This window comes from Ruegeria sp. B10 (assembly GCF_056539825.1).
Map to the genome: position 1 here is coordinate 1 of NZ_JBQFVP010000024.1, position 24,762 is coordinate 24,762.

At 59.0% G+C, this 24,762-nt stretch carries 19 protein-coding genes; 9 read left to right on the forward strand and 10 right to left on the reverse strand.

Annotated elements, in window-relative coordinates; genetic code table 11:
* Positions 1-354 precede the first annotated feature (354 nt).
* Entirely contained in the window at positions 355-2,556 is a 2,202-nt protein-coding gene (gene katG / locus ACR0J4_RS22535; protein ID WP_170643374.1) for a catalase/peroxidase HPI, read from the reverse strand.
* A 358-nt stretch (positions 2,557-2,914) separates the two neighbouring features.
* On the opposite strand from katG, the gene ACR0J4_RS22540 reads away from it, so the two are divergent.
* The gene (locus ACR0J4_RS22540; protein WP_170643375.1) at positions 2,915-4,531 is read left to right on the forward strand and encodes a choline dehydrogenase; all 1,617 of its coding nucleotides are present in this window, start codon (positions 2,915-2,917) and stop codon (positions 4,529-4,531) included.
* On the opposite strand, the gene ACR0J4_RS22545 is transcribed toward ACR0J4_RS22540, so the two are convergent.
* A complete protein-coding gene (locus ACR0J4_RS22545; RefSeq protein ID WP_170643376.1) occupies positions 4,515-5,369 on the reverse strand; it encodes an SDR family oxidoreductase in 855 nt (284 codons plus the stop codon). The genes ACR0J4_RS22540 and ACR0J4_RS22545 overlap by 17 nt on opposite strands.
* Before the next feature lie 88 nt (positions 5,370-5,457).
* Here ACR0J4_RS22545 and ACR0J4_RS22550 point away from each other — a divergent pair, with 88 nt between their 5' ends.
* On the forward strand, positions 5,458-6,090 hold the full coding sequence (locus tag ACR0J4_RS22550) for a class I SAM-dependent methyltransferase (protein ID WP_170643377.1): 633 nt from the start codon (positions 5,458-5,460) through the stop codon (positions 6,088-6,090).
* Positions 6,091-6,111: 21 nt separating this feature from the next.
* Here the strand turns inward: ACR0J4_RS22550 and ACR0J4_RS22555 are convergent, their stop codons facing one another.
* Together ACR0J4_RS22555 and ACR0J4_RS22560 are read right to left on the reverse strand one after the other, a co-directional pair.
* The gene (locus tag ACR0J4_RS22555) at positions 6,112-7,101 is read right to left on the reverse strand and encodes a sterol desaturase family protein (protein WP_170643378.1); all 990 of its coding nucleotides are present in this window, start codon (positions 7,099-7,101) and stop codon (positions 6,112-6,114) included.
* Between the two features lie 23 nt (positions 7,102-7,124).
* Positions 7,125-7,880: a class II aldolase and adducin N-terminal domain-containing protein gene (locus tag ACR0J4_RS22560; RefSeq protein ID WP_170643379.1), complete on the reverse strand. Its 756-nt coding sequence runs from the start codon at positions 7,878-7,880 to the stop codon at positions 7,125-7,127.
* Between the two features lie 114 nt (positions 7,881-7,994).
* On the opposite strand from ACR0J4_RS22560, the gene ACR0J4_RS22565 reads away from it, so the two are divergent.
* From ACR0J4_RS22565 to ACR0J4_RS22585, 5 genes are all read left to right on the forward strand, one after another.
* Positions 7,995-8,855 (forward strand): LysR family transcriptional regulator, encoded by an 861-nt coding sequence (locus tag ACR0J4_RS22565; RefSeq protein ID WP_170643380.1) that lies wholly within the window; start codon positions 7,995-7,997, stop codon positions 8,853-8,855.
* Positions 8,856-9,009: 154 nt separating this feature from the next.
* Positions 9,010-10,812, forward strand: a complete 1,803-nt coding sequence (gene ade, locus ACR0J4_RS22570; RefSeq protein ID WP_170643381.1) for an adenine deaminase — start codon at positions 9,010-9,012, stop codon at positions 10,810-10,812.
* Positions 10,809-12,269, forward strand: coding sequence for an AMP nucleosidase (locus tag ACR0J4_RS22575; RefSeq protein WP_170643382.1), 1,461 nt, complete (start codon positions 10,809-10,811; stop codon positions 12,267-12,269). Before ade ends, ACR0J4_RS22575 begins: the two co-directional genes overlap by 4 nt.
* Positions 12,270-12,399: 130 nt before the next feature.
* The gene (locus ACR0J4_RS22580; protein WP_050605937.1) at positions 12,400-12,687 is read left to right on the forward strand and encodes an HU family DNA-binding protein; all 288 of its coding nucleotides are present in this window, start codon (positions 12,400-12,402) and stop codon (positions 12,685-12,687) included.
* A 106-nt stretch (positions 12,688-12,793) separates the two neighbouring features.
* Positions 12,794-13,681 (forward strand): DMT family transporter, encoded by an 888-nt coding sequence (locus ACR0J4_RS22585; protein WP_170643383.1) that lies wholly within the window; start codon positions 12,794-12,796, stop codon positions 13,679-13,681.
* Here the strand turns inward: ACR0J4_RS22585 and ACR0J4_RS22590 are convergent.
* Positions 13,657-14,178, reverse strand: a complete 522-nt coding sequence (locus tag ACR0J4_RS22590; RefSeq protein WP_170550994.1) for a glutathione peroxidase — start codon at positions 14,176-14,178, stop codon at positions 13,657-13,659. The genes ACR0J4_RS22585 and ACR0J4_RS22590 overlap by 25 nt on opposite strands.
* Before the next feature lie 146 nt (positions 14,179-14,324).
* Between ACR0J4_RS22590 and msrB the strand changes: the two genes are divergently transcribed.
* Together msrB and msrA are read left to right on the forward strand one after the other, a co-directional pair.
* Positions 14,325-14,774, forward strand: a complete 450-nt coding sequence (gene msrB / locus ACR0J4_RS22595) for a peptide-methionine (R)-S-oxide reductase MsrB (RefSeq protein ID WP_170550991.1) — start codon at positions 14,325-14,327, stop codon at positions 14,772-14,774.
* Positions 14,771-15,280 carry a peptide-methionine (S)-S-oxide reductase MsrA gene (msrA, locus tag ACR0J4_RS22600; protein WP_170470594.1) on the forward strand — a complete coding sequence of 170 codons (510 nt, stop codon included), beginning with the start codon at positions 14,771-14,773 and terminating at the stop codon, positions 15,278-15,280. The genes msrB and msrA overlap by 4 nt, the downstream gene beginning before the upstream one ends.
* A 30-nt stretch (positions 15,281-15,310) precedes the next feature.
* Here the strand turns inward: msrA and ACR0J4_RS22605 are convergent, their stop codons facing one another.
* The 5 genes from ACR0J4_RS22605 to gltB all read right to left on the reverse strand — a co-directional run bounded on the left by ACR0J4_RS22605 (position 15,311) and on the right by gltB (position 24,646).
* On the reverse strand, positions 15,311-17,314 hold the full coding sequence (locus ACR0J4_RS22605; protein WP_170643489.1) for a hydantoinase/oxoprolinase family protein: 2,004 nt from the start codon (positions 17,312-17,314) through the stop codon (positions 15,311-15,313).
* 71 nt (positions 17,315-17,385) lie between these two features.
* Positions 17,386-18,423 (reverse strand): tRNA epoxyqueuosine(34) reductase QueG, encoded by a 1,038-nt coding sequence (gene queG / locus ACR0J4_RS22610; RefSeq protein ID WP_170643384.1) that lies wholly within the window; start codon positions 18,421-18,423, stop codon positions 17,386-17,388.
* Between the two features lie 75 nt (positions 18,424-18,498).
* Entirely contained in the window at positions 18,499-19,164 is a 666-nt protein-coding gene (fzlA, locus tag ACR0J4_RS22615) for an FtsZ-binding protein FzlA (protein ID WP_170380156.1), read from the reverse strand.
* 58 nt (positions 19,165-19,222) lie between these two features.
* Positions 19,223-19,963 (reverse strand): monofunctional biosynthetic peptidoglycan transglycosylase, encoded by a 741-nt coding sequence (gene mtgA, locus ACR0J4_RS22620; RefSeq protein WP_170643385.1) that lies wholly within the window; start codon positions 19,961-19,963, stop codon positions 19,223-19,225.
* 150 nt (positions 19,964-20,113) lie between these two features.
* Complete coding sequence (gltB, locus tag ACR0J4_RS22625) at positions 20,114-24,646, reverse strand: glutamate synthase large subunit (protein ID WP_170643386.1); 4,533 nt, start codon at positions 24,644-24,646, stop codon at positions 20,114-20,116.
* Between the last annotated feature and the right edge of the window lie 116 nt (positions 24,647-24,762).

The window sequence follows — 24,762 nt, forward strand, 5'->3', positions numbered from 1 at the left end:
CTAAAACTCAACCTCAGATGCCCCCAGTCTATCCTGAGCGTCCCCGCCGCCTCAGCAGCGCCCCAGCGCCTCAGCAGCGCCGGTGAAGGGGTATTTACGGATTAGGTCTGGGACCTGCAACCCCCATTTTGCAAAAACTTCAAATTTCTCGGCAGAAAGTTTCCTACCTTAATAAAAGCAACAGGTTAGCTTCATTTTACTGGCGGTTTTTCCGCCTATATCCCCACGGGTAGCTGACAACGAACAGCCAAGCGCCTGAATCGTACCCAATGCTTGGTATGCGTTCAGGGCAGGCTAACAGAAACGCCGCCCGAGTCTTCTCGGACGGCGCTGTTTCGTGAGTGTTGTAGGCCTCTACTTCAGATCAAAGCGATCCGCGTTCATCACCTTGTTCCAGGCCGAAACAAAGTCACAGACGAATTTGCCCTCGGCATCTGCCTGACCATAGACCTCAGCCAATGCCCGCAATTGCGAGTTGGAGCCGAAGACCAGATCGATACGGGTGCCGGTCCACTTGACCTCACCGCTCGTACGGTCGCGGCCTTCATAGACGCCTTTGCCCGAGGGCTTCCATTCCGTGCTCATGTCCAAGACGTTGGTGAAGAAGTCGTTGCTTAGCACACCGACGCGATCGGTGAACACACCGTGCTTGCTGTCACCAAAATTCGCACCCAAGACACGCAGACCGCCTACAAGGGCCGTCATCTCAGGAGCAGACAGTGTCAGCAGCTGCGCCCGGTCGACTAACAGCTCTTCGGGTGAGACGGTATAGTCGGCCTTCTGGTAATTGCGGAACCCATCTGCGATTGGCTCCATAACTGCAAAGCTGTCCACATCCGTCTGCTCTTGCGACGCGTCGGTCCGGCCCGGGGTGAACGGAACCTCAACATCCTGACCGCCTGCTTTGGCCGCCTGTTCGATACCAACGGCACCGGCCAGAACGATCACATCGGCCAAGGACACCTTCTTGCCACCGGATTGAGCGTCGTTGAATGCGGCCTGAACGCCTTCCAACGCGCCCAGCGCCTTGGACAGCTTCATAGGTTCGTTGACGTCCCAGTCTTTCTGCGGCGCAAGACGGATACGGGCACCATTGGCGCCGCCCCGCTTGTCAGACCCACGGTAAGTCGAAGCCGAGGCCCAAGCGGTCGAGACCAGCTCGGACACCGACAGACCGGTGACCGCGATCTTGGCTTTCAGGTCGGCAACATCAGCATCGTCAATCAGATCGTGATCCACTGCAGGCACGTTGTCCTGCCAGATCAACTCCTCAGCGGGGGCTTCTTCGCCGATATAGGCCGAACGCGGACCCATGTCGCGGTGAGTCAGCTTGAACCATGCGCGGGCAAAAGCATCGGCGAACTCTTCCGGGTTCTCGTGGAACCGCTTCGAGATCGGGCCGTAGATCGGATCCATACGCATCGCCATGTCGGCGGTGGTCATCATGGTTCTGACCTTTTTCGACGGATCATGCGCCTGCGGGGCCATGTCTTCTTCTTTGACATTCACAGGCTCCCAGATCCACGCGCCCGAGGGGCTTTTCGTCAGGTTCCAGTCATAGCCGAACAGCAGGTCGAAATAGCCATTGTCCCACTGGATCGGGTTCGCGGTCCATGCGCCCTCGATCCCCGAGGTGGTGGTGTCGTCACCCTTGCCCGAGCCGAATTTGTTGATCCAACCAAAGCCCATCTCTTCAATCGGAGCGGCCTCGGGGTCCGGACCAACCAGATCGGGATCACCCGCACCATGCGCCTTACCAAAGGTGTGGCCACCTGCGACCAGGGCGACTGTTTCCTCGTCATTCATCGCCATACGACCGAAGGTGTCACGGATATCACGACCCGAGGCCAGCGCGTCGGGCTGTCCGTCCGGACCTTCTGGGTTCACGTAGATCAGACCCATCTGCACGGCGGCCAGTGGGTTTTCCAGATCACGCTCGCCCGAGTAACGGCTATGCGGGTTGTCCGTTGGGGCCAGCCATTCGGTTTCCGACCCCCAATAGATGTCCTCCTCTGGGGCCCAGATATCTTCGCGACCACCCGCGAAACCGAAGGTCTTTCCGCCCATCGACTCGATGGCGCAGTTGCCCGCCAGAATCATCAGGTCGGCCCAGGAAATCTGGTTGCCGTATTTCTGCTTGATCGGCCACAACAGGCGACGCGCTTTGTCAAGGTTGCCGTTATCCGGCCAGCTGTTCAACGGAGCAAAACGCTGGTTGCCGGTCGAGGCGCCGCCACGACCGTCTGCCGTCCGGTAGGTCCCGGCACTGTGCCACGCCATGCGGATGAAGAAGCCACCATAGTGACCGTAATCCGCTGGCCACCAGTCCTGCGAATCCGTCATCAGCGCATAGAGGTCTTCTTTCAGCGCCTTGTAGTCCAGCTTCTGGAACTCTTCCGCATAGTCGAAATCAGCGCCCATCGGATTCGATGCCGGTGCATGTTGATGCAGGATCGAAAGCTTCAGCTGGTTGGGCCACCAGTCGCGGTTCGACCGCGTGCCAGCGCCATGCATCACAGGGCAACCGCCTGCTTTGGGGTTATCACTTCCGTCCATATCGATCTCCAATCCTGGCTCAGGTCTTGCGGCTCAGCGCGGTATTAACTGTAACGAACAAGATTACAGAAAGATGTAGCCCTGATGGATTTCAAGGGTCGCCCGCCGAAATTGGCGCAGCCCCCATTCATCAGGGCGACTCTGCACCCCTGTGTCGGGGTAAATCTAGCAAACCAAAGACATAGATATAAGTTTTGTTTTCTCATAATAGCAATAATCAAAACCTATGATACGCAGATCCTCCGACCCGTAACCTTGGGTCACAACCCCCTCAGGCAGATTGTCTTCTTTCCTGTTCGCTTTCAGTCTGGCCCGAACAAGCGGCCAAAGACCCCGAGCAGGACATAAGGACAGCAGGATGGAATTTGACTATGTGATCGTCGGCGGAGGCTCGGCCGGATCGGTTCTGGCCGGTCGCCTGAGCGAGGACCCGAACATCAGCGTGTGCCTGCTTGAGGCCGGTGGTCCCGGAAAACATATCGCCATCCGTATGCCCGCCGCCGTAGTGTCGACGCTTCCCGGACGCCCCAAGATCAGCAATTGGGCGTTCGAGACAGTCCCGCAACCGGGCCTGAACGGGCGGATAGGATATCAGCCGCGGGGCAAAGCCTTGGGAGGCTCCAGCGCGATCAATGCCATGCTCTATATACGCGGGCAGCGGCAGGACTATGACGGTTGGGCCGATCTGGGCTGCGACGGTTGGGATTGGGACAGCGTTCTACCTTACTTCAAACGCTCGGAAAACAACGAGCAGGGCGCAGATGACCTACACGGCGATGGTGGCCCCCTGCAGGTGTCGGATCAGAAAGAGCCGCGCCCAATCACCCTCGCCTTCTTTGATGCCGCCAGCCAAATGCAGCATCGGCGCGTCGAGGATTTCAATCGCGGTGATAACGAGGGCGTCGGTCTCTATCAGGTGACGCAATTCCACGACTCGGCCCGCAACGGGGAAAGATGTTCAGCCGCAGCGGCCTACGTGCATCCGGTCATGGATCGCCCGAACCTGACCGTCATCACCCATGCCCATGCCAAAGAACTGACCTTCGATGGCAAACGCGCGACAGGAGTGATCTATAAGAAGAGAGCAAAAGGCGTGGATCTATCGGTCTCGGCCAGACGAGAGGTGTTGATCTGTGCGGGCGCGCTGCAATCGCCACAACTGTTGCAGCTGTCCGGTATCGGCGACGGGGAAGAGTTGCGCCAGCACGGAATCGCAGTCCGTCATGACCTGCCCGGGGTCGGCAAGAACCTGCAAGATCATCTGGATTTCATTCTGGCCTACAAAACCAAGGACACCGACAATTTCGGCATCGGCCTGACGGCAGGCATGCGCCTGATGGGGCACCTGTTGCGCTGGCGCAAAACCGGGTCATCGATGGCCTCGACCCCCTTTGCCGAAGGGGCCGCGTTCCTGAAGACGTCTCCTGAACTGGACCGTCCCGACGTTCAGCTCCATTTCGCCATTGCGCTGGTCGATGATCACGCCCGCAAGCTGCACTATGGTCATGGCTATAGTTGCCATATCTGTAAGCTAAGGCCCGAAAGCCGCGGCACCGTTGGCCTTCACAGCGCCGATCCCTTCGCCGCACCCGCCATTGACCCAAACTTCCTGTCCGATGATCGCGATCTGCAAACCATGATCAAAGGTGCGCGGATGATGCGCGATATCATGCAGGCCCCCGCGCTTGTCCCTTACCGCCACAAAGAGATGTTCGGGACAGAAAACGCCGAAACCGACGCGGATTGGGAACGCCATATCCGCGCCCGCGCCGATACGATCTATCACCCCGTCGGCACCTGCAAGATGGGGCTGGATAAGATGGCTGTGGTCGACCCAGAGCTAAAGGTTCATGGGATCGAAGGGCTGCGCGTCGTGGATGCTTCGATCATGCCGACGCTTATCTCGGGCAACACCAATGCGCCCGCGATCATGATCGCTGAGAAAGCGGCTGACATGATCAAGGCTGCTCAGTAACCTTCATCAGGGCCTCAAGCCCAACCCGGTAATTGGGGTAGAGCAGTTTGACCCCAAGCTCATCCTTGATCCGGTTGTTTCGAACCCGCTTGTTCTCACTGTAGAAGCTGCGCGCCATCGGCGTCATTTCAGCCTCTTCAAACGGAACGGCGGGCGGTAAGGGCAGGCCCTGCAGTTCGGCCGCGTAGCCGATTACATCCTGTGGCGGCACCGGCTCATCATCGCAGACGTTATAGACGGCGCCGGGATTGGGGGCCGCCATCGAAGCCGCCAGAACCTGCGCGATATCCTCCACATGGATGCGCGAGAACACCTGACCCGGTTTGATAATCCGCCGGGTCCCACCGCCCTTGAGCTTGGAGAACGGTCCGCGACCGGGGCCGTAAATACCGGCGAGCCTGAAGATATGGATCGGCAGGTTAGGAATGGCCGACCATTGCTCCTCGGCCAGCAATCGCCAGCGCCCGCGTTTGGCTGTCGGCGCGGGTGGCGTGGTCTCATCCACCCAGTTGCCCTGATGATCGCCATAGATCGCTGTAGTCGACAGATATCCAACCCATTTGAACTGCTCCGCGCGCGCGGCGATCTCGGTGCCCAGCGCCGCCAGTACCGGATCGCCATCCTCCTTCGGTGCGGTCGAGATCAGCAGATGCGAGACCCCATCCAGATCCGGCACTTCTCCAGGCCAGATCAGCGGCTCAGCGCCGGAGGCGCGAATAGCGTCAGTACCCTCAGCATCCCGCGTGGTGCCGACAACGCGCCAACCCTCAGGCGTCAGGTGGCGCGACAGGGCCTGGGCAGAGTATCCGTGGCCAAAGGAAAACAGAGTGTTCGTCATGCCCTTTAGATGATCCGAGCAGACCGGGGATGCAAGCGCCACGTCGACACACTTGATTCGAATCTCGCGATGCGCCTTTCTTTTAGGCATGAGCGAGAAAACCCCAGACCTGCACGCGGCCTACGCGCTGACTTCGCCGGACGACAACAAGCGCCTCTATGCCGAGTGGGCGGGCGATTATGATGACGGTTTTGCCGCGCGCGAGGATTATCAGCTACATATCCACACCGCCCGCGCCTTTGTGCGGGCTGGAGGGCAAGGCCCGGTGCTGGATGTCGGCGCAGGCACTGGCCTGTGTGGCGCGGTTTTGGCCAGTCTTGGGGTTGGGCCGATCGACGCCACGGATATCAGCGCCGAAATGCTGGATCAGGCCATGCGCAAGGACACATATCGCGACGCGATCGAGGCCGACCTGACCCAAGGCATCCCTGTGCCGCGCCACAGCTATTCGGGTATCGTGTCCTCTGGCACGTTCACCCATGGCCATCTGGGCCCCGAGGTCCTGCCCGCCTTGCTCCGCGTCGCGCGCTCGGGTGCACAATTTGCCATCTCAATCAACGCCAAGCACTATGAAAAACTGGGCTTTGCCGACGCCTTCAGGCAGCTTGAGCAGGGTCAGATCATCAACCTGTCCCTGCCCGAGGTCCGCATCTACGGAGACCTCGCCGCCGGTCCGAACAAGGACGACACGGCCTATGTCGCCTTGTTCGAGAGGACCTGATCAGGTCTTTGACCAAAAACGTTATGTGTACATCTGTTTCTTGAACGCCCGCGTGCGCGTCGTCGCCTCGGCCGAACCGTCGTGATAGGTGCCGAACCACTTGTCGAACGGGATTTCCGAGGTGCCGTAGTTACACTCGAAATACCGGTGGTGCAGCTGATGGAAGAAATCGCCAGCGCGGGCAGCATCCGTTTCTTTCGCCCTCAGCTTTTCGAAACCGGAATGGGACAGAACCGGGCTGATCTGCTGAAAGTAGGTATGGAACAGAAGGTGCAGCGGGTGCGATGGGATGATCAGGTGAATGAAATAGGTCGTGAAGTAGAGGATGTTCTCATACCAATGGTTTGAGATTCCCGACCAGGGCCCGATATTGACATTGCGGTGGTGCACCGCGTGGACATGTTTATAGAGCTTCGGGTGATGCTCCAACCGATGCACCCAATAGAAATGCAGGCCGGACCACATGGGGATCAGCAACATCCACAGGACAAACCAAACCGGCGCGCTGGACCATGTCACAGTTGGCACATAACCATTTGCCATCGCCCAAAAGATCACCCACTGATAAACGGTCGCCACTGTCATCGCGCTGCCCAAGGTCCACCAAATATTGTCGAGGACCTGATTGCGGAAGGTAAAGTTGCCGTTGTCCCGGGTCAGATCACGGCGATCAAACTTTTTGTACATGCCCTGCCCTTTGCGCATGTAAAGCCACCAGTGCAAACCGCCCGCGACCAGAATCTGAGGCACCATATTCAGCAGCCAAATCCGGAACATCCACCCCGCCGAGAAACTCTTCATCGCGTCCAATCCGGGGAAGAACAGGACATAGGCGATCACGGCCAGTGTCATGCACAGGGTCAGCGAGGTGATCTGCAACCACGCCCCGCCATACCATTTCACAACCGCCGTCGGGCGGGGCGGCCAAGTGAACAGCGGGTTCAATCCCACCGGTCCTTCGGGGTGATAATTCCAACGGGCGGCTTCCGGGTCCTGAGCAGTGTCGGTCATGGCAGTCACTTCTGTCTGATGGGTCAGGTTGCGTAGTCCGAGCCTTCGGCGTCGAGCAGGGCTTTGATCTCACGCAGATGCGCCTCGGCTTGATCCGGGTAGTCATCCAACTCTTGCGCAGTCTTCTCGGCGATCTCATCGGATAGCACGCGCAACGGCTGGCCCGTTTGCAGCGCACGGATGTAGGTTTCGGCGGCGCGCTCGAAATAATAGAGTCTATTAAAGGCATCTGCCGGGTCGCTGCCGATGATCAGAACACCATGGTTGCCCATGATCATGACCTTCTTTTTCGGGTCCGACAGCATTGAGGCGCAGCGTTCCCCCTCGCTCTCAAACGCCAGACCACCGAATTCCTCATCAATCACATAGCGGTTGTAGAAAGTGGACGTGTTCTGGTCGATGGGGGGCATGTTGCTGTCCGCCAGCGATGCCAGAACGGTAGCAAAGATCGAATGCACATGCATGACGCACCGCGCATGCGGGCAATGGCGGTGAATCGACCCGTGTAGCCCCCAAGCGGTGGGGTCCGGCGCGCCGGGTTGGCTCATGACATCCGGATCATTGGCATCTAGTAGCAACAGGTCCGAGGCCCGGATACGCCCGAAATACATCTGATTGGGGTTCATCAGGAACTGCGTGCCGTCCTCGTTCACCGCAAGGCTGAAATGGTTGGCAACGGCCTCGTGCAGGTTCAGACGCTCGGTCCAGCGGAACGTCGCGGCCATGTCCACACGCTCGGACCAATGGTCAATATTGGGGCGAAGATTGGCGACACTCATGGGAACGCTCCTTAGGGCAATTGGTTTGAACAAAGCCTGCCTTGGGTCCTTGAGTTTGACCAACGAAAAAAAAGCATCTATCCCATTAGTAGAACTTATGGTTAGGTTATGCAGATGCAGAATTCCCTGCCTCCTCTGGGCTGGCTGCGCACATTCGAGGCGGCAGCACGGCACCTATCATTCACCGGCGCCGCCCGCGATCTGAACATGACGCAAAGCGCGGTGAGCCAGCAGATCAAGTCGCTCGAGGGGCATCTGGGTCAGCCCTTGTTCCTGCGACGCCCCAAGGCGCTGGAACTGACCGAAGCCGGAATCACCTATCTGCCCGTCGTGCGAGAGGCATTTCGAACGCTGGTGCGTGGCACACAGGCCGTAACGGGCGCTCAGCAAAACGCGGTTCAGGTTCAGTGCAACATCACCTTTGCCGTGAACTGGCTGGCCCCGCGCCTGCCGGCCTTTCGGACCGAGCATCCGGATGTCCAACTAAACATCTTCACAGAGCTCTGGGAGCCGCAGGAAATGGCCGAAGGCGCCGCCGTCGAGATTCGCTTTTCCCTCAGGCCCGCCGATACGGTCCGAACCGAGCTGCTGCGGCGTGAACACTATTATCCTGTCTGCGCGCCCGGTTTCAGCGTGGACCTGGAGACGTTGCAGGAAAAGCCTCTGTATGATTGCTCCAACCTGCTTTCGAACTGGGCCAGTTGGGCGGACGACCAGACTCTAACGTGGGGAAAACCGAACATCACTTACGCCACGACCTATCTGGTTTGTTTGTCAGCGGCGATGGCCGGGGGCGGCTTGTGCCTTGCGCATGATACGATCGCAGACCGGTTGATTGAGCAGGGCTTGCTGGTCACCCCTTTTGAACATCGCGCCGAGATGCCCGAGGCGTACTACCTGCTGCTCTCCCCTCAGGCAGAGGAAACGCCTGGCGCTGTGGCCTTTGCCAATTGGATACGGCGCGAGATCGGGTGAGTTGGTTTCTCCCGCCCATCGTCGCGGCCCCTTTCGGGGCAGCTTCTCTCGTTGGGCCGGGCAGCGCTGGCGCGCTGCGGGCAGGATTTGTGATGATTTCATGATACGGGATTACCGGGGTTGCACCTGACAACACATTCGGGAAAGTTGAGCCATGGAATACTCACCCTTCCCAAGTTGGCCCGATGTCGCCCCCCGTTTAATCGCCGTTGCTGCAGGTCGAGAACCCGCGGATATGGTGATCCGCGGCGGAATCTGGGTCAATGTTCACAGCCGAGAGCTGCTGCCCGATCACTCCGTCGCCATCGCTGAGGGGCGGATTGCTTTTGTCGGTCTAGATGCTAGCCACTGCACCGGCCCCGACACACAGATCATCGACGCCAACGGGCGCTATATTCTGCCCGGCCTGTGCGACGCGCATATGCACATCGAATCGGGGATGCTGACACCGGCTGAATTCGCGCGGGCCGTGATCCCGCATGGCACGACCTCGATGTTCACTGACCCGCATGAGATCGCAAATGTGCTTGGCATCGAAGGCGTGCGCATGATGCATGACGAGGCGATGATGCAACCGGTGAATATCTTCACTCAGATGCCCTCCTGCGCGCCATCGGCCCCGGGATTGGAGACCACCGGCTATGAAATCTCGCCCGAGGATGTGGCGCAGGCGATGAGCTGGCCGGGTATCATCGGGCTGGGTGAGATGATGAATTTCCCCGGTGTGATCAACGGCGATCCGAAGATGTTGGCTGAGATCGCAGCCACTCAACGGGCCGGGAAAACGGTCGGCGGACACTATGCTTCGCCTGATTTAGGGTCTGATTTCTCGGCTTATGTAGCTGGTGGCCCGGCGGACGACCATGAAGGCACCTGTGAGGCTGACGCCATTGCACGGGTACGGCAGGGGATGCGGTCGATGATGCGGCTGGGGTCTGCATGGTACGATGTGGAGACCCAGATCACGGCCGTTACCGAAAAAGGTCTGGACCCGCGCAACTTTATTCTGTGTACCGATGATTGCCACTCTGGCACCTTGGTCAATGAGGGCCATATGAACCGGGTGGTGCGCCATGCCATCGCCTGTGGGTGCGAACCTCTGGTCGCTTTGCAAATGGCCACGATCAACACCGCCACGCATTTCGGGCTGGAGCGTGAGATTGGCTCGGTCACGCCGGGACGGCGCGCGGATATCATCCTCAGCTCGGATTTGACCGAATTGCCGATCGAAACGGTTATTGCGCGTGGGCGGGTGGTCGCTGAGAACGGAGCCATCACCGTCGAATGCCCGCATCTGAACTGGCCGGAAGGCGTGCGCAATACGGTGCATCTGGGGCATGTGCTGACGGAAAGCGACTTTGAAATCCAGGCCCCCGCAGGCGCGAACCGGGTTCAGGCCAATGTCATCGGTGTTGTCGAAAACCAGGCCCCGACCAAGGCGCTCAAGGCCGAATTGCCCATCATCGGCGGTCTGGTCGAGGGGGAGGGCGAGGTCTGCCAGATCGCGCTGGTGGAAAGACATCGCGCCACCGGAGGGGTCACGAACGCTTTCGTCTCGGGCTTTGGCTATCAGGGCAACATGGCGATGGCCTCAACCGTTGCCCATGACAGCCACCATATGATCGTTGTCGGCACCGACCGCACACAAATGTCGCAGGCCGCCAACCGTCTGGCTGAGGTCGGTGGTGGTATCACCCTGTTCCGGGACGGGCAGGAACTGGCGCTGGTGGAACTGCCCATCGCTGGCCTGATGTCCGACAGCCCTGCCGCCGAGGTCGCGGCCAAAGCCCAAAAGATGGTCGAGGCGATGGAGGCCTGCGGCTGTCAACTAAACAACGCTTATATGCAACACTCTCTGCTGGCCCTCGTTGTGATCCCCGAATTGCGGATCTCGGACCTTGGGTTGGTGGATGTCCGTACGTTTGAAAAGATAGACCTTCTGGAACCCCTGGCATGACAATAATAAAAACACCTGACACATCTGCTGCGGAAGACTTCACCGACCCCAAGGCCGCCGTCGCGCGGCTTGAACTTCTCTACAATCAAGCCACGGATTTCTTATGCGAGGGCTTCTCGGCGGCCATGCAGGATGGGGCCCCTTCGGCCCGTATTAGAGCCTATTACCCAGAAATTCGTATCAAGACCTCGAGCTACGCGCAGGTCGATAGCCGCCTGAGTTTCGGGCATGTCTCGGAACCTGGCATCCATGCAACCACCGTGACGCGGCCTGACCTGTTCCGCTCTTACCTGACGCAACAGATCGCGTTGCTGATCAAGAACCATGACCAGCCGGTGACCATAGGTGCATCGGACACGCCGATTCCGGTTCATTTTGCGGTCGCCAACAACCCGGATCTGGTGGTGCCGCATCAAGGTGCTGCGGGTTTCACCCTGCGCGATGTGTTCGACGTGCCCGATCTTACGACAACCAATGACGATATCGTCAATGGCGTACATGATCATACCGAGGTCGGGCCGCTTGCGTTGTTCACCGCTCAGCGCGTCGACTACTCTCTGGCGCGGCTGGCGCATTATACCGCGACGGATGCGGGGCATTTCCAGAACCACGTTCTGTTCACCAACTACCAATTCTACGTGTCCGAGTTCGAAAACTACGCGCGTGAACAACTGGCCGATCCCGATAGCGGCTACACCAGCTTTGTTTCGACCGGGAATGTCGAGATCACCGAGGCGGATGCGCCGCTGGAGCAGCCGATGAAGCTGCCTCAGATGCCGACCTATCACCTGAAGCGTGCGGATGGGTCCGGTATTACTCTGGTCAATATCGGCGTCGGGCCGTCGAACGCCAAGACCGCCACCGACCATATCGCGGTTCTACGCCCCCATGCCTGGCTGATGGTCGGACACTGCGCCGGACTGCGCAATACACAAGCCTTGGGCGACTTTGTACTGGCGCACGCCTATCTGCGCGAAGACAAGGTTTTGGACGATGACCTGCCTGTCTGGGTCCCAATCCCACCGCTTGCAGAGATTCAGGTGGCGCTGGAACGCGCCGTGGCCGAGGTCACCGAACTTGAAGGGTATGAGCTGAAGCGGATCATGCGGACGGGCACTGTCGCCTCGGTCGATAACCGCAATTGGGAGCTGCGCGATCAATCCGGCCCGGTGCAGCGGCTCAGCCAATCCCGTGCGATTGCGCTGGATATGGAAAGCGCAACGATCGCTGCAAATGGCTACAGATTCAGGGTTCCCTACGGAACTTTGCTCTGCGTGTCCGACAAACCGCTGCATGGTGAATTGAAGCTTCCCGGCATGGCGTCGTCCTTCTATACAACTCAGGTCAGCCGTCATCTGGCGATCGGAATAAAGGCGATGGAGCATCTGCGCGGTATGCCGTTGGAACGCTTGCACAGCCGGAAATTGCGTTCATTTGACGAAACGGCCTTCCTCTGACGTAAAAAAGCAACGTTTTCCCCATATTTTTAGGGTTTTCCGCGCTACTATTCGTTGTGTTCGTCCACAATATCCCGTTACAGTTACGCGGTGAGGCCCTATAGATCGGGCACGTTAAGGAGACCAAGAAATGGCAAAGCCTATGACAAAGACTCAGCTGGTGGCTGCTCTCGCTGAGGAAATGGGAACCGACAAGAAATCCGCGAACGCGGCGCTGGAGGCTGTGACTGGCCTGATCACCCGCGAAGTTTCGGCCGGTGGCGCAGTAACCCTTCCCGGCGTCGGCAAAATCTACTGCCGCGAACGCCCCGAGCGTCAGGTTCGCAACCCGGCCACTGGTGAGACCTTCACCAAAGAAGCCGACAAGGTTGTGAAAATGACCATCGCAAAAGCTCTGAAAGACAGCGTGAACGGCTAAGCCGCGACGTCATGTTGACAGAATGTGGGGCTGCCGGAAGGTGGCCCCTTTTTCTTGCCGGACGACCCGTTTAAGAAAAGCAAACCGCCCACCCAAGGAGATGGAAATGGATCTGCGCGCCATCGCAATGGGGCTGACCTTTGCCCTGATCTGGTCGTCGGCTTTTACGTCGGCTCGGATCATCGTTGCTGATGCATCGCCTCTGTTTTCGCTGGCGTTGCGCTTTTTGATTTCCGGCATCATCGGCGTCGCGATCGCGCGGGCCATGGGCCAATCCTGGCACCTCACACGTGAGCAGTGGCGCGCGACCATACTGTTCGGAGTTTGCCAAAATGCCCTCTATTTGGGTCTGAATTTCTATGCGATGCAAACCGTCGAGGCCTCGGTCGCGGCGATCATCGCATCCACCATGCCACTGCTTGTCGCACTGGCGGGCTGGGCATTCCTGGGTGAGCGTTTGCGCCCCTTGGGAATTGTCGGGCTACTGGCTGGATTTGTTGGCGTTGCCCTTATCATGGGCAATCGCATCGGCGCAGGTGTCGATCTGTTCGGAGTGGCCCTTTGTGGAATCGCGGCGCTCGCCCTGACCTTCGCGACCTTGTCCGTGCGCGGGGCCACGTCGGGCGGCAATTTCATGATGGTAGTTGGCTTGCAGATGTTCGTGGGTGCCGCGATTCTGTTTGTCGCCGCCCCGATTTTTGAAACGATCCGCATACATCTGACAGTGCCGTTGGTTCTGGCGTTCAGCTACACAACGCTGTTCCCCGGCCTTCTGGCGACGTTGATCTGGTTCATGCTGCTCAACCGGATCGGGGCGACTCGCGCAGCCACGTTCCACTTCCTCAACCCCGTGTTCGGCGTCGCCATTGCCGCCGTTCTGCTGGGTGAGAAACTGGGGCCGCTAGATGCGCTGGGTGTTGTGATCACGACACTGGGCATTCTGGCGGTGCAACTGTCGCGTCAGCCTGGTCAGGGTAGCAGTGCCTCGACCTGACGGGTTAGTTTCGGCGATGTCGGTTTAACGCTTGAACCAAAAGTAGCCACTACCTCACCTTCCGAATCCAGCAGGATTTTGTTGAAGTTCCACTGCGGCACAAAGCCGGTTTGGGACGCAACCGCCTTGTAGAACTCATGCGCCTTTGGCCCCTTGACCGGTGTGATATCGGCCATCGGCAGTGTCAGGCCGTAATTCATCTCGCAGAAGGCTTTAACTTCGCTTGCCGATTCCAATTCCTGGTTGAAGGAATCCGATGGAACCGCAAGCACCACCAAGCCGCGTTTGCCGTAGGTTTCATGCATCTTCTGCAAATCGGCGTATTGACCGGTGAAGCCGCATTGCGATGCAGTATTGACCACCAGAACCGGCTGACCGCGCCATGCCTCAAGGGACAAAACACCCCCGTCGATCGACGCAAACTCAGCCGTCAAGGGCGCCGCTTGAACAGCACGGCCGATCAACAAAAGAACGCTCAGCAGCAACACACGAAACATGGCAAAACCTCCCTGGTAATAAGGATACGGTAAAAACCCCCTTCCGGATCAACCGCACATGCGCGCGAGGGGTTTGAAATATGATTTTGATTTCCGGAATTTTATGCCCAAATACTACTCAACCATTCCAATTGATCGGAGGAGCCATGTCCCGCTACACCAAGGACCCCGCGGTTGTCGCCGCTTTGTCCCCCGAGGCGTTCCACGTCACCCAGCGCAGCGGCACCGAACGTCCTGGAACCGGCGCATATCTGGGCAATAAAGAGCCCGGCATCTACGTGGATATCGTATCGGGCGAGCCGCTATTTGCCTCGACACACAAATACGAATCCGGCTGTGGCTGGCCCAGTTTCACAAAGCCAATCATCCATGAACATGTGGAAGAGTTTCGCGACACCACCCATGGTATGATCCGCACCGAGGTCCGCTCAAAACACGGTGACAGCCATCTGGGCCACGTCTTCCCGGACGGCCCGCGCGAGCATGGCGGGCTGCGCTATTGCATTAACTCTGCCGCCCTTCGATTCATTCATCGTGACGAGATGGAGAGCGAAGGTTACGGCGAATACCTGATCCATGTGGAGGACATCCAATGAGTATCGAACGAGCTGTTCTGGCCGGTGGCTGCTTTTGGGGCATGCAGGACCTGATCAGAAAACTGCCCGGCGTGTCCCGCACGCGTGTCGGATACACCGGCGGCGACGTGCCGAATGCCACCTATCGCAACCACGGCACCCATGCCGAAGGGATCGAGATTTTCTTTGACCCCACTCAGATCACCTATCGTGATCTGCTGGAGTTCTTCTTTCAGATTCACGACCCGACGACACCGAATCGTCAGGGCAATGATCTTGGCATGAGCTACCGTTCAGCTATCTACTATGTGGATGACGCGCAAAAACAGGTGGCTCTGGACACAATCGCGGATGTGAACGCCAGTGGATTGTGGCCCGGCAAGGTCGTCACCGAACTTGAACCCGTGGGCGACTTCTGGGACGCCGAACCCGAGCATCAGGACTATCTGGAACGCATCCCCAACGGCTATACCTGCCACTTCCCGCGCCCCGATTGGGTCCTGCCCAAACGCGACGCGGCTGAATAACGCTTGGTCCCCTTCGGGTTTCGAAGGGGATTAACCCGTGGCGACACGCGGTCGTCCGCTGGCCTCGACGGTCAACATCGCCTCGACAAACACCTCTCGCTCTTCCACGCGGGCGGTTCGAATATCGCGGTCGACAACCACTCGGATATCTTCGGCACCCGCCTCGCGCACGGCGCCTTCCGCCTCATCTCGCAGAATCTTTTCCAGCAGCGCCAAAGCCTCATCCGAGACGTTGAAGTCCTTTGGCCCATCCTCCAGATGAACGCGATACTGCCCTTCGGCGGGCGACGTAATGGTCCCCGACCGCCGCAAAGTCAGCCGCCCAACCACCGCCCCGATGGCGTTGGCCACGCCTGCATGTTCGGGCAGAACCATTTTGCAACGCAGCCGCTCCCCAACCGCCGGATAGTAGCTGGGGGCCGAGGCACCCAGACCCACCACATCCACATTCAACGCCACATCCAGCGCCAGCAATCCTCGGTGCTGCGCCAATCCGCGTTGGGTCAGGACATGCCGGGCAAGCTCCTTCGGGGGCAGACCCAAATCGTCTGCCTCTTCAGAAAAAGCAGTCTCTAACAAGGTCAAATTGGTCTGTTCGGTCAGTTGGTCGATGATCATCTGCGCCAGGTGTTCCGGTGTCGCCGCCAGCATGTCACCCGACCCAACCCGTTTTCGCGCCACCAGTTCCAGCGCTTTGTGTGCGGCGTCTGCGTCCCAGGCCTCGACCCGACCCAGAACGTGGCTGGCATCAGATGGTGTGATCCCCGAAACCTGCAGGATTCCGCGATCCACCAACCGGGTCAGCGCTCCGTTCTCCATCCGCGTCCGCAATAGTCCGCTGAGGGGCAGGACCTGATCGCCCAACCTATCCAATAACGCCTCTTCCCGCGCACCGATCCCATCGACACGCACCCCCGGAACGCGGCGAGCAAACCGTGTGTCATGCTCGCCCACCGTGGTTGATCGCAGCTGCTCATCCAGCATCGCATGCACCACTTCGGGTGCCTCGGACGCGATCAGTGAAACCGGCAGCACCCGTCGCGGCCCAAGGAAAACGCCGCCCTTCAAACCTTCGGTCATGACATGAACCTGGCTGTCGCCGCCCAATCCGTGGGTCCGCATGGCGACGGCCTCAACCATTGTGCGGAACCCACCAACCTGCGCGCCCGCCGGATCAATCGCGGGTTTCCCATCGCGGATCAGCGCCACATCCGTCGTCGTTCCACCAATGTCCGAGACCAGAGCATTCTCGGCCCCCGTCAACCACCGCGCCCCAACGATCGAGGCGGCAGGACCGCTCAGAATCGTTTCAATCGGCCGCTCCCGCGCCTGTTCCGCGCTCATCAACGCTCCATCCCCGCGCACGACCATCATAGGAGCGGTAATCTCCAAAGCCAGCAACTGCTCCTGCGTCCGCCCGATGAGGCGATCAATCATCCCGATCAACCGCGCATTCAAAACGGCCGTAACAGCACGCTTTGGCCCGTTCAACTTGGCGGACAATTGGTGCGAGCAGGTAACCGGCGCTCCGGTTTTCTCGGTTATGATCCGCGCCGCTTCCAGCTCATGCGCCGGGTTGCGCGTCGCGAACTGCGCCGCCACGGCAAAGCCAGAAACACCTTTATGAGTGTCTAAAAACGCCTCCAAAGCTTCAACATCGAGCTTCTTGACCTCACCGCCTGCATGGCTGTGTCCACCTGCAACAACAAGCGCCGGATCGCCTTTCAAAGCATCCCTAAGACCATGCTTTTCAAGATCGCTTTCCTTGAACCCGATATAGATCAAGGCCACGCGACCGCCCTGCCCCTCGACCAGAGCATTGGTGGCCAGCGTCGTCGACAGAGACGCCATCGAGATCTGATCCGGCGTCACCTGCGCCTCGTCCAAAACAGCCGAGATCGCCTTACCCACCCCAATCGCCAGGTCCGCCCGTGTGGTCAGGGACTTGGCCGAGGCGATCACCTCACGCTCATCCCGGATCAACACCGCATCGGTATAGGTTCCGCCTGTATCTACCCCCAAAGCCAGCGCCATCGGGTCCTCCATCTGTTCGCTGCAGATGGGTGTAGCGGTTTGGACCGACACGTCCAGCCTGTTTGCGGCATTTAAACCAGCTGTTCCACCGCCCAGCGCGCGGCATCGGCCACAGTCGGATCGGGATCATCCGTCAAGCCCTGCGCGACTGCCCGCAATTCGGCCCGGCCCGAGTTGCCAATGGCATAAAGAACATTCCGCACAAACCGGTCGCGCCCGATCCGCTTGATCGGAGAGCCTGAGAATTTCGCCCGAAAGGCTGCATCATCCAACGCTGCAAGATCAGCCAAAGCCGGAGCCTTCAGATCCTCCCGCGCTGCATATCGAATGTCGCTGGCCGCCACGGCAAACTTGTTCCACGGACAGGCAGCCAGACAATCATCACAGCCGTAAATCCGGTTGCCCATCTTGCCGCGCAATTCCTCGTCAACCAGGCCTTTATGCTCGATCGTCAGGTAGGAGATACACCGGCGCGCGTCCAACTGATAAGGGGATGGAAAGGCATCTGTCGGACAACTGTCCAAACAGGCGCGACATGATCCGCAATGGTCAACTTCCGCCATATCCGCCGGAAGGTCCAAAGTCGTGAAAACAGAGCCTATAAAACACCAATTTCCCCATTCCCGACTGACCAGATTGGTGTGCTTGCCCTGCCACCCCAACCCGGCTGCTTGGCCTAGGGCCTTCTCGGGAACCGGAGCCGTGTCGACGAACACCTTCACCTCACCACCCGACTCAGAAATCAACCAACGGGCCAACCGTTTCAGCCGCTTCTTGACCAGATCGTGGTAGTCCTTGTTCTGCGCATAGACTGAAATCGCCCCGCGCTCAGGATAGGCCAAAACCTCGGTTGGATCATGCTCGGGCGTGTAGCTTTCGGCCAGCATGATCACCGATCGCGCCTCGGGCCAAAGGGCCGCCGGATCCCCACGCCAATGCGTGCGTTCCGCCATCCAACCCATCTGCCCGTGATACCCGGCCTCCAAAAAGGCCTCCAACTGCGCAGGCACCTTTGGCACGTCCCATGGGCGACACACCCGGCACGAGACAAACCCCTCGGCCAAAGCCTGCGCCACCAGTTTGTCCTTTAAACCCGATCCGCTCTTCATCTGGCTAAAAATATCCTCGGGGGGAATCGCGCCTCTGGCGTGATGGGGGGCAGACAGCCCCCCTTTGCCACCCTATCAGAAATCCAGATCAGCGTAATGGGGCGGAGGCCGAAATCCCGGCACCTGATCCGCCAGAATCGACCGGAACGCCGGCCGCGATTTGATCTTGGCGTACCAATCCTTCACCGCCGCGCTTCGATTCCAATCCACGTCCGAGATATAGTCCAGCGCCGATAAATGCGCCGCGGCTGCAAAATCCGCAAGTGTCATCTGATCCCCGGCCAACCAGCGACGATGATCCAGCAACCACGCCATGTAGTCCAAGTGATACTTGATCGCCCGCGCGCCTTCCTTGACATTCTTGCTGTCCGGATAGCCCTGTCCGGTCATCTTCTTATTGACCCGCTCATACAGAAGTTTCGAGGTCACCTCGTGGTGAAACTTGTCATCGAACCAGCCCACCAAGCGCCGCACCTCATACCGCGCTTCGGCGGTCTTGGGCATCAAGGGCGGTTCTGGGCGCGTGTCCTCGATGTACTCACAAATCGCCGCGCTCTCGGACATGATCTGCCCGTCCAACCGCAAAACCGGCACTTTGCCAGCCGGGTTTCGACGCAGGAAATCCGGATCTTGTTCCCAATACCGCTCTTCGACCAGCTCAACTTCGATCTTCTTCTCGGCCAGAGACAGCCGAACCTTACGACAGTAGGGAGAGAGGGGAACGTGAAACAAACGCGCCATGGACTTCCAATCAAACCAATGAGTACCCCTCAGCTTTAGCCTTGGCAGGGCGTGGGATTCAATCCTCGAAACAATCCGCGCGACCATCTGCGCGGATGGTAGCCGCCCCTTGCAGGATGGCCGCCGCCCGCCTGCGGGTGAAAACCGACGGGTCCGTCACCGAGCGTTTGCGGGGTGAGGGCAGAATCGCTGCAAGCCGTGCCGCCTGCGTCGGGGTCAGTTGCGCCGCGCTGACGCCAAAGTTCCGCTGCGCCGCGGCCTCAACCCCAAACAGGCCCGTCCCGGTTTCAGCGACATTCAGATAAACCTCAAGAATGCGCTGTTTACTCCAGAAAATCTCAACCACTGGCGTGATCGTGGTTTCCATCGCCTTGCGCACCCAGCTGCGCCCCTGCCACAGAAAGACATTCTTCACCACTTGTTGCGTGATGGTCGAGGCCCCCCGGGTCCCGCCCCCCTCCAAAGCGTCACGAATGGCTTCGACGTCAAAACCCCAGTGCAGACAGTAATTCGCATCTTCAGCCGCCACGACCGAACGCGCCATGATCGGAGCGATCTCATCCATCGTGACCCACTCGCGCTCGACCTTTCCTAGGCGACGCCATTCAGACCAGATCGTATGCGTGATCGGAGGGTTCACGACCGAGTACAGAACCACCAAAGCCACCAGAAACGCCGCAACGCCCAGCGCGGAATAGATCATCCATCGCCGGATACGGGACAAGAGCGACCGTGTCTTTTGTCCCTTGCCTGCCTTACTTTTTCTGCCGCTTTTCTTGCGAGCTGCTTTCTTTGCCATGGTTTTGCTATACGCCGCCGCGACTGTCTTGGGAACGGCGGAATTCCTGATCGGCGGATTGGGCCGTGCGACTGTGTCCGCCGCGAAATAAAAAAGACCCGCGCTCCAACTCAGAAACGCGGGTTCTTCTTATTTATCTCTGCACCCGACTTATTCGGCCGGAACAGCAGCCACTTCGTTTGTCAGAGGATGGCTGAGCTTGTTCAGCATCTCTTTCGGGCAGACCTGCAGGAAGTTCGCCTTTTCAACATCCCAATGCTGAAGGATGTCCGAGGCCTTCCGGCTGAAGGTTTCCGCCGCGTGGCGCTCGATCAGGGATTTCAACTGATCTTCCCAATGGTCGACGGTCACGGGGCAGGTCACCAGCGTTTCCATGTTCATCAACGCCTGCGCCTTGCCCTCCGGATCATACAGATAGGCCATGCCGCCGGTCATACCTGCACCAAAGTTGGCCCCAATATCACCCAGGATCACCGCGACTCCACCGGTCATGTATTCACACCCGTTCGAGCCACAGCCCTCGATCACCACTTTGGCGCCCGAGTTTCGCACCGCGAACCGCTCACCCGCGCGACCAGCGGCAAACAGTTGCCCGTCGGTTGCGCCGTAAAGAACGGTGTTGCCGATGATCGTGTTGTCATCTGCCTTCAGCGGGCTGACCTGTGGTGGGCGGACAACGATCATGCCACCCGACAGACCTTTGCCAACGTAGTCGTTGGCGTCACCCGACACTTCCAGCTTCAGACCCGGTGCCGCAAAGGCCCCAAGCGACTGACCTGCCGAGCCCTGCAATTTTACATGCAGGTGGTCGTCCTGGAACGTGTTCCGCATACCGAAGTTCTGAACGATATGGCTGGAGACACGCGTACCCACGGTCCGGTGCGTGTTCTGGATCGCGTAAGACAGCTGCATCTTTTCACCGTCTTTCAGGAACCGCGCCGCATCGCGCACGATCTCGGCGTCCAGCGTATCAGGCACCGCGTTGCGGTCCTTGTCACGGTTGTAGACGATGTCATGCGCGCCATCGACAGTGATCAGTAGCGGGTTCAGGTCCAGATCGTCCAGATGCGCCGAGCCACGGCTGACCTGATCCAGCAGATCGGCCCGACCGATGATCTCATCAATCGAACGCGCGCCGAGGCTGGCCAGCAACTCGCGCACTTCCTGCGCGTAGAAGGTGATCAGGTTGACGACCTTATCCGCGTTGCCGGTGAACTTGGCGCGCAGGCTTTCGTCCTGCGTACACACTCCTACCGGGCAGGTGTTCGACTGGCACTGACGCACCATGATACAGCCCATCGCGATAAGTGCTGCGGTGCCAATGCCATATTCCTCGGCCCCCATCATCGCAGCCATGACGATGTCACGTCCGGTCCGCAGGCCACCATCGGTCCGCAGGGTCACCCGGTCGCGCAGGTTGTTCATCGCCAGAACCTGATGCGCCTCGGTCAGGCCCATCTCCCACGGAAGACCGGCATATTTGATCGAGGTCGCAGGCGATGCGCCCGTGCCGCCATTGTGGCCCGAAATCAGGATGATATCCGCTTTCGCCTTAGCCACACCGGCAGCAATTGTACCCACGCCCGAAGACGCCACCAGCTTCACCGTCACCTTGCAGCGCGGGTTGATCTGTTTCAGGTCATAGATCAGCTGCGCCAGATCCTCGATCGAGTAGATGTCGTGGTGCGGCGGCGGCGAGATCAGCGTCACGCCTTTGGTCGAGTGACGCAGACGCGCGATCAGGTCGGTGACCTTCATACCCGGCAGCTGACCACCCTCACCCGGTTTGGCACCCTGGGCGACCTTGATCTCAAGCTCTTCACATTGGTTAAGGTACTCGGCAGTCACGCCGAACCGGCCCGAGGCCACCTGTTTGATCTTGGCCGACGGGTTGTCACCATTCGGCTCGGGCACGAAATGCGCCGGGTCTTCCCCACCTTCACCCGAGTCAGACTTTGCACCAATCCGGTTCATCGCTACGTTCAGCGTCTTGTGCGCCTCGGGCGACAGCGCACCTAACGACATGCCCGGAGTAACAAAGCGTTTCCGGATCGAGGTGATCGATTCGACCTCTTCGATCGGCACTGGTTTGCCCAGCGGTTTGAAATCCATCAGATCACGCAGATGGATTGGAGGGTTCGACTGCATCTTGGCCGAATACTGCTTCCACAGTTCGTAGGACGCCTTGTTGCACGCCATCTGCATCATGTGCATCGAGGTCGCTTCCCACGCATGGGTCTCACCCGATTGCCGGGCTTTGTAGAACCCACCGATGGGCAGAACGTCCAAGCCGTTGTCCCATGCCTTAGCATGGATTTCTTCGACCTTGGCCTGAATACCGGTGACACCGATACCGGAAATCCGGCTGGTCATACCGGGGAAGTACTCGGCAACCATAGCGCGGCTGAGGCCAACAGCCTCAAAGTTCAGACCGCCGCGATAGGATGAGATCACCGAGATGCCCATCTTGGCCATGATCTTCAGCAGACCTTGGTCGATGGCCTCGCGATAGCGCGCGACGTTTTCCGTCAGCGTGCCGTCCAACAGACCACGGTCAATCCGATCCGCCAGCGAGTCCTCGGCCAGATAGGCGTTTACCACGGTCGCACCGCAGCCGATCAGAACCGCAAAATAGTGCGGATCAACACATTCGGCCGAGCGTACGTTCAGCGAGCAGAAGGTCCGAAGCCCTTGCCGTGTCAGATGTGAGTGCACCGCGCTGGTCGCCAGGATCATCGGCATGGCCACACGGCCCTCGCCCGAGTTCATGTCGGACAGCACCAGATGCCCCGCGCCCGAGCGCACAGCCTCCTCTGCTTCGGCTCTAACACGGGCCAAAGCGGCGCTCAGAGCGCCACGACCAGGCTCAAAGCTACAGTCGATTTCTGCCAGAGGAGAGCCAAAGGTCTCAACCAGTTTGTCCCACTGTGCGTTGCCAACAAAGGGGCTGCCCAGCACTACGATTTCGGTTTGGCTGCTGTCCTCGTCCAGCACGTTTTTCAGGTTACCGAACCGCGTTTTCAGCGACATCACGCGGTATTCCCGCAAGCTGTCGATGGGTGGGTTTGTCACCTGGCTGAAGTTCTGGCGGAAGAAATGGCTCAGCGGGCGGTACTGCTTGGACAACACAGCCGAGGGCGTGTCATCCCCCATCGAAGCCAGTGACTCCTTACCATCCTCGGCCATCGGCGCGAGGATCTGCTCCAGCTCTTCGATCGAGTAGCCAGCCGCGATCTGACGCTTGCGCAGCTCTTCTCCGCGAAACTTGGCTGTCTCGGTCACGCCGGCCAACGCGTCATCCAGATCGTTGATCTTGTTGACCCACTCACCAAACGGCAGGGCGCGGGCCAATTTGTCCTTGATCTGTTTGTCGCGGTAGAGCTTGCCGCGCTTCATGTCCACTGCCAGCATCTGACCCGGACCCAGAGCGCCTTTTTCGGTCACGGAAGCCTCGTCAATCGGCACCATTCCGGCCTCGGAGCCTGCGATAACCAGACCATCGCCTGTTACGACATAGCGCATCGGGCGCAGACCATTCCGGTCGAGACCGGCACAGACCCAGCGACCGTCGGTCATGGCCAGAGCGGCAGGGCCATCCCATGGTTCCATCACTGAGTTGCAGTAGGAATACATGTCGCGCCACGCCTGCGGAAGCTCAACTGCCTGTTTGGACCAGCTTTCCGGAATCAGCATGGTTTTCGCCATGGGGGCAGAGCGGCCCGCGCGCACCAGAACCTCAAAAACCGAGTCTAATGCGGCCGAATCCGACGATCCACCTGCGATGATCGGCTTGATATCTTCGGCATAGTCACCAAAGGTTGAGGACGCCATGCGGATCTCATGGCTCTTCATCCAGTTGATGTTGCCCTTCAGCGTGTTGATCTCACCGTTATGCGCCAACATCCGGAAAGGCTGGGCCAGCCACCATTGCGGGAAGGTGTTGGTCGAATAGCGCTGGTGATAGATCGCAAAGGCCGACTCAAAGCGTTCGTCCATCAAGTCGGGGTAGAAAACCGCAACCTGCTCGGCCAGCATCATGCCCTTATAGATGATCGAGCGGCAGGACAGCGACGCCAGATAAAGGCCGGAAATCCCAGCAGCCGCAGCCGCTTTTTCGATGCGACGACGGATGACATACAGCTCACGCTCGAACGTCTCTTCGTCCACGCCTTTCGAGTTCGAGATCAGGATCTGCTCAATCTCAGGACGGGTCGCATTGGCCTTGTCGCCAAGACAGGTGACATCAACCGGCACGTGACGCCAGCCGTAGATGTAGTAACCCATTCGCAAAACTTCGGTTTCCACGATGGTCCGGCATTGCTCCTGCGCTCCGAAATCGGTGCGAGGCAGGAAGACCTGACCAACGGCGATCAGTTCATCCAGATTGGGTTCATGGCCGGTACGGCGGATCTGGTCGTAGAAGAAGGGAACCGGGATCTGAACATGGATACCCGCGCCGTCACCTGTCTTGCCATCCGCATCGACAGCGCCCCGGTGCCAGATCGCCTTGAGGGCATCGATCCCCGCATCCACGACCTTGCGCGATGGCTTACCGTCGACGGACACCACAAGGCCCACACCGCATGAGGAATGCTCTTCCTCTTCGGAATAAAGACCGTTTTCCGCCATCCACTTGCGCTTGGTTTCCTCGGCGCGCGCCCAATCGGCATCAAATTTGGTCATTCGCTGTCTCCTGCTTCCAAGGGGGCACGCAGTACCGGGTCCCTGGTTTTGGTCTTTGGCTGGCGTTCCGGATCGAACGCGTATCCCTTAGGGAAAATGTTGAACTTCGGCGTTGG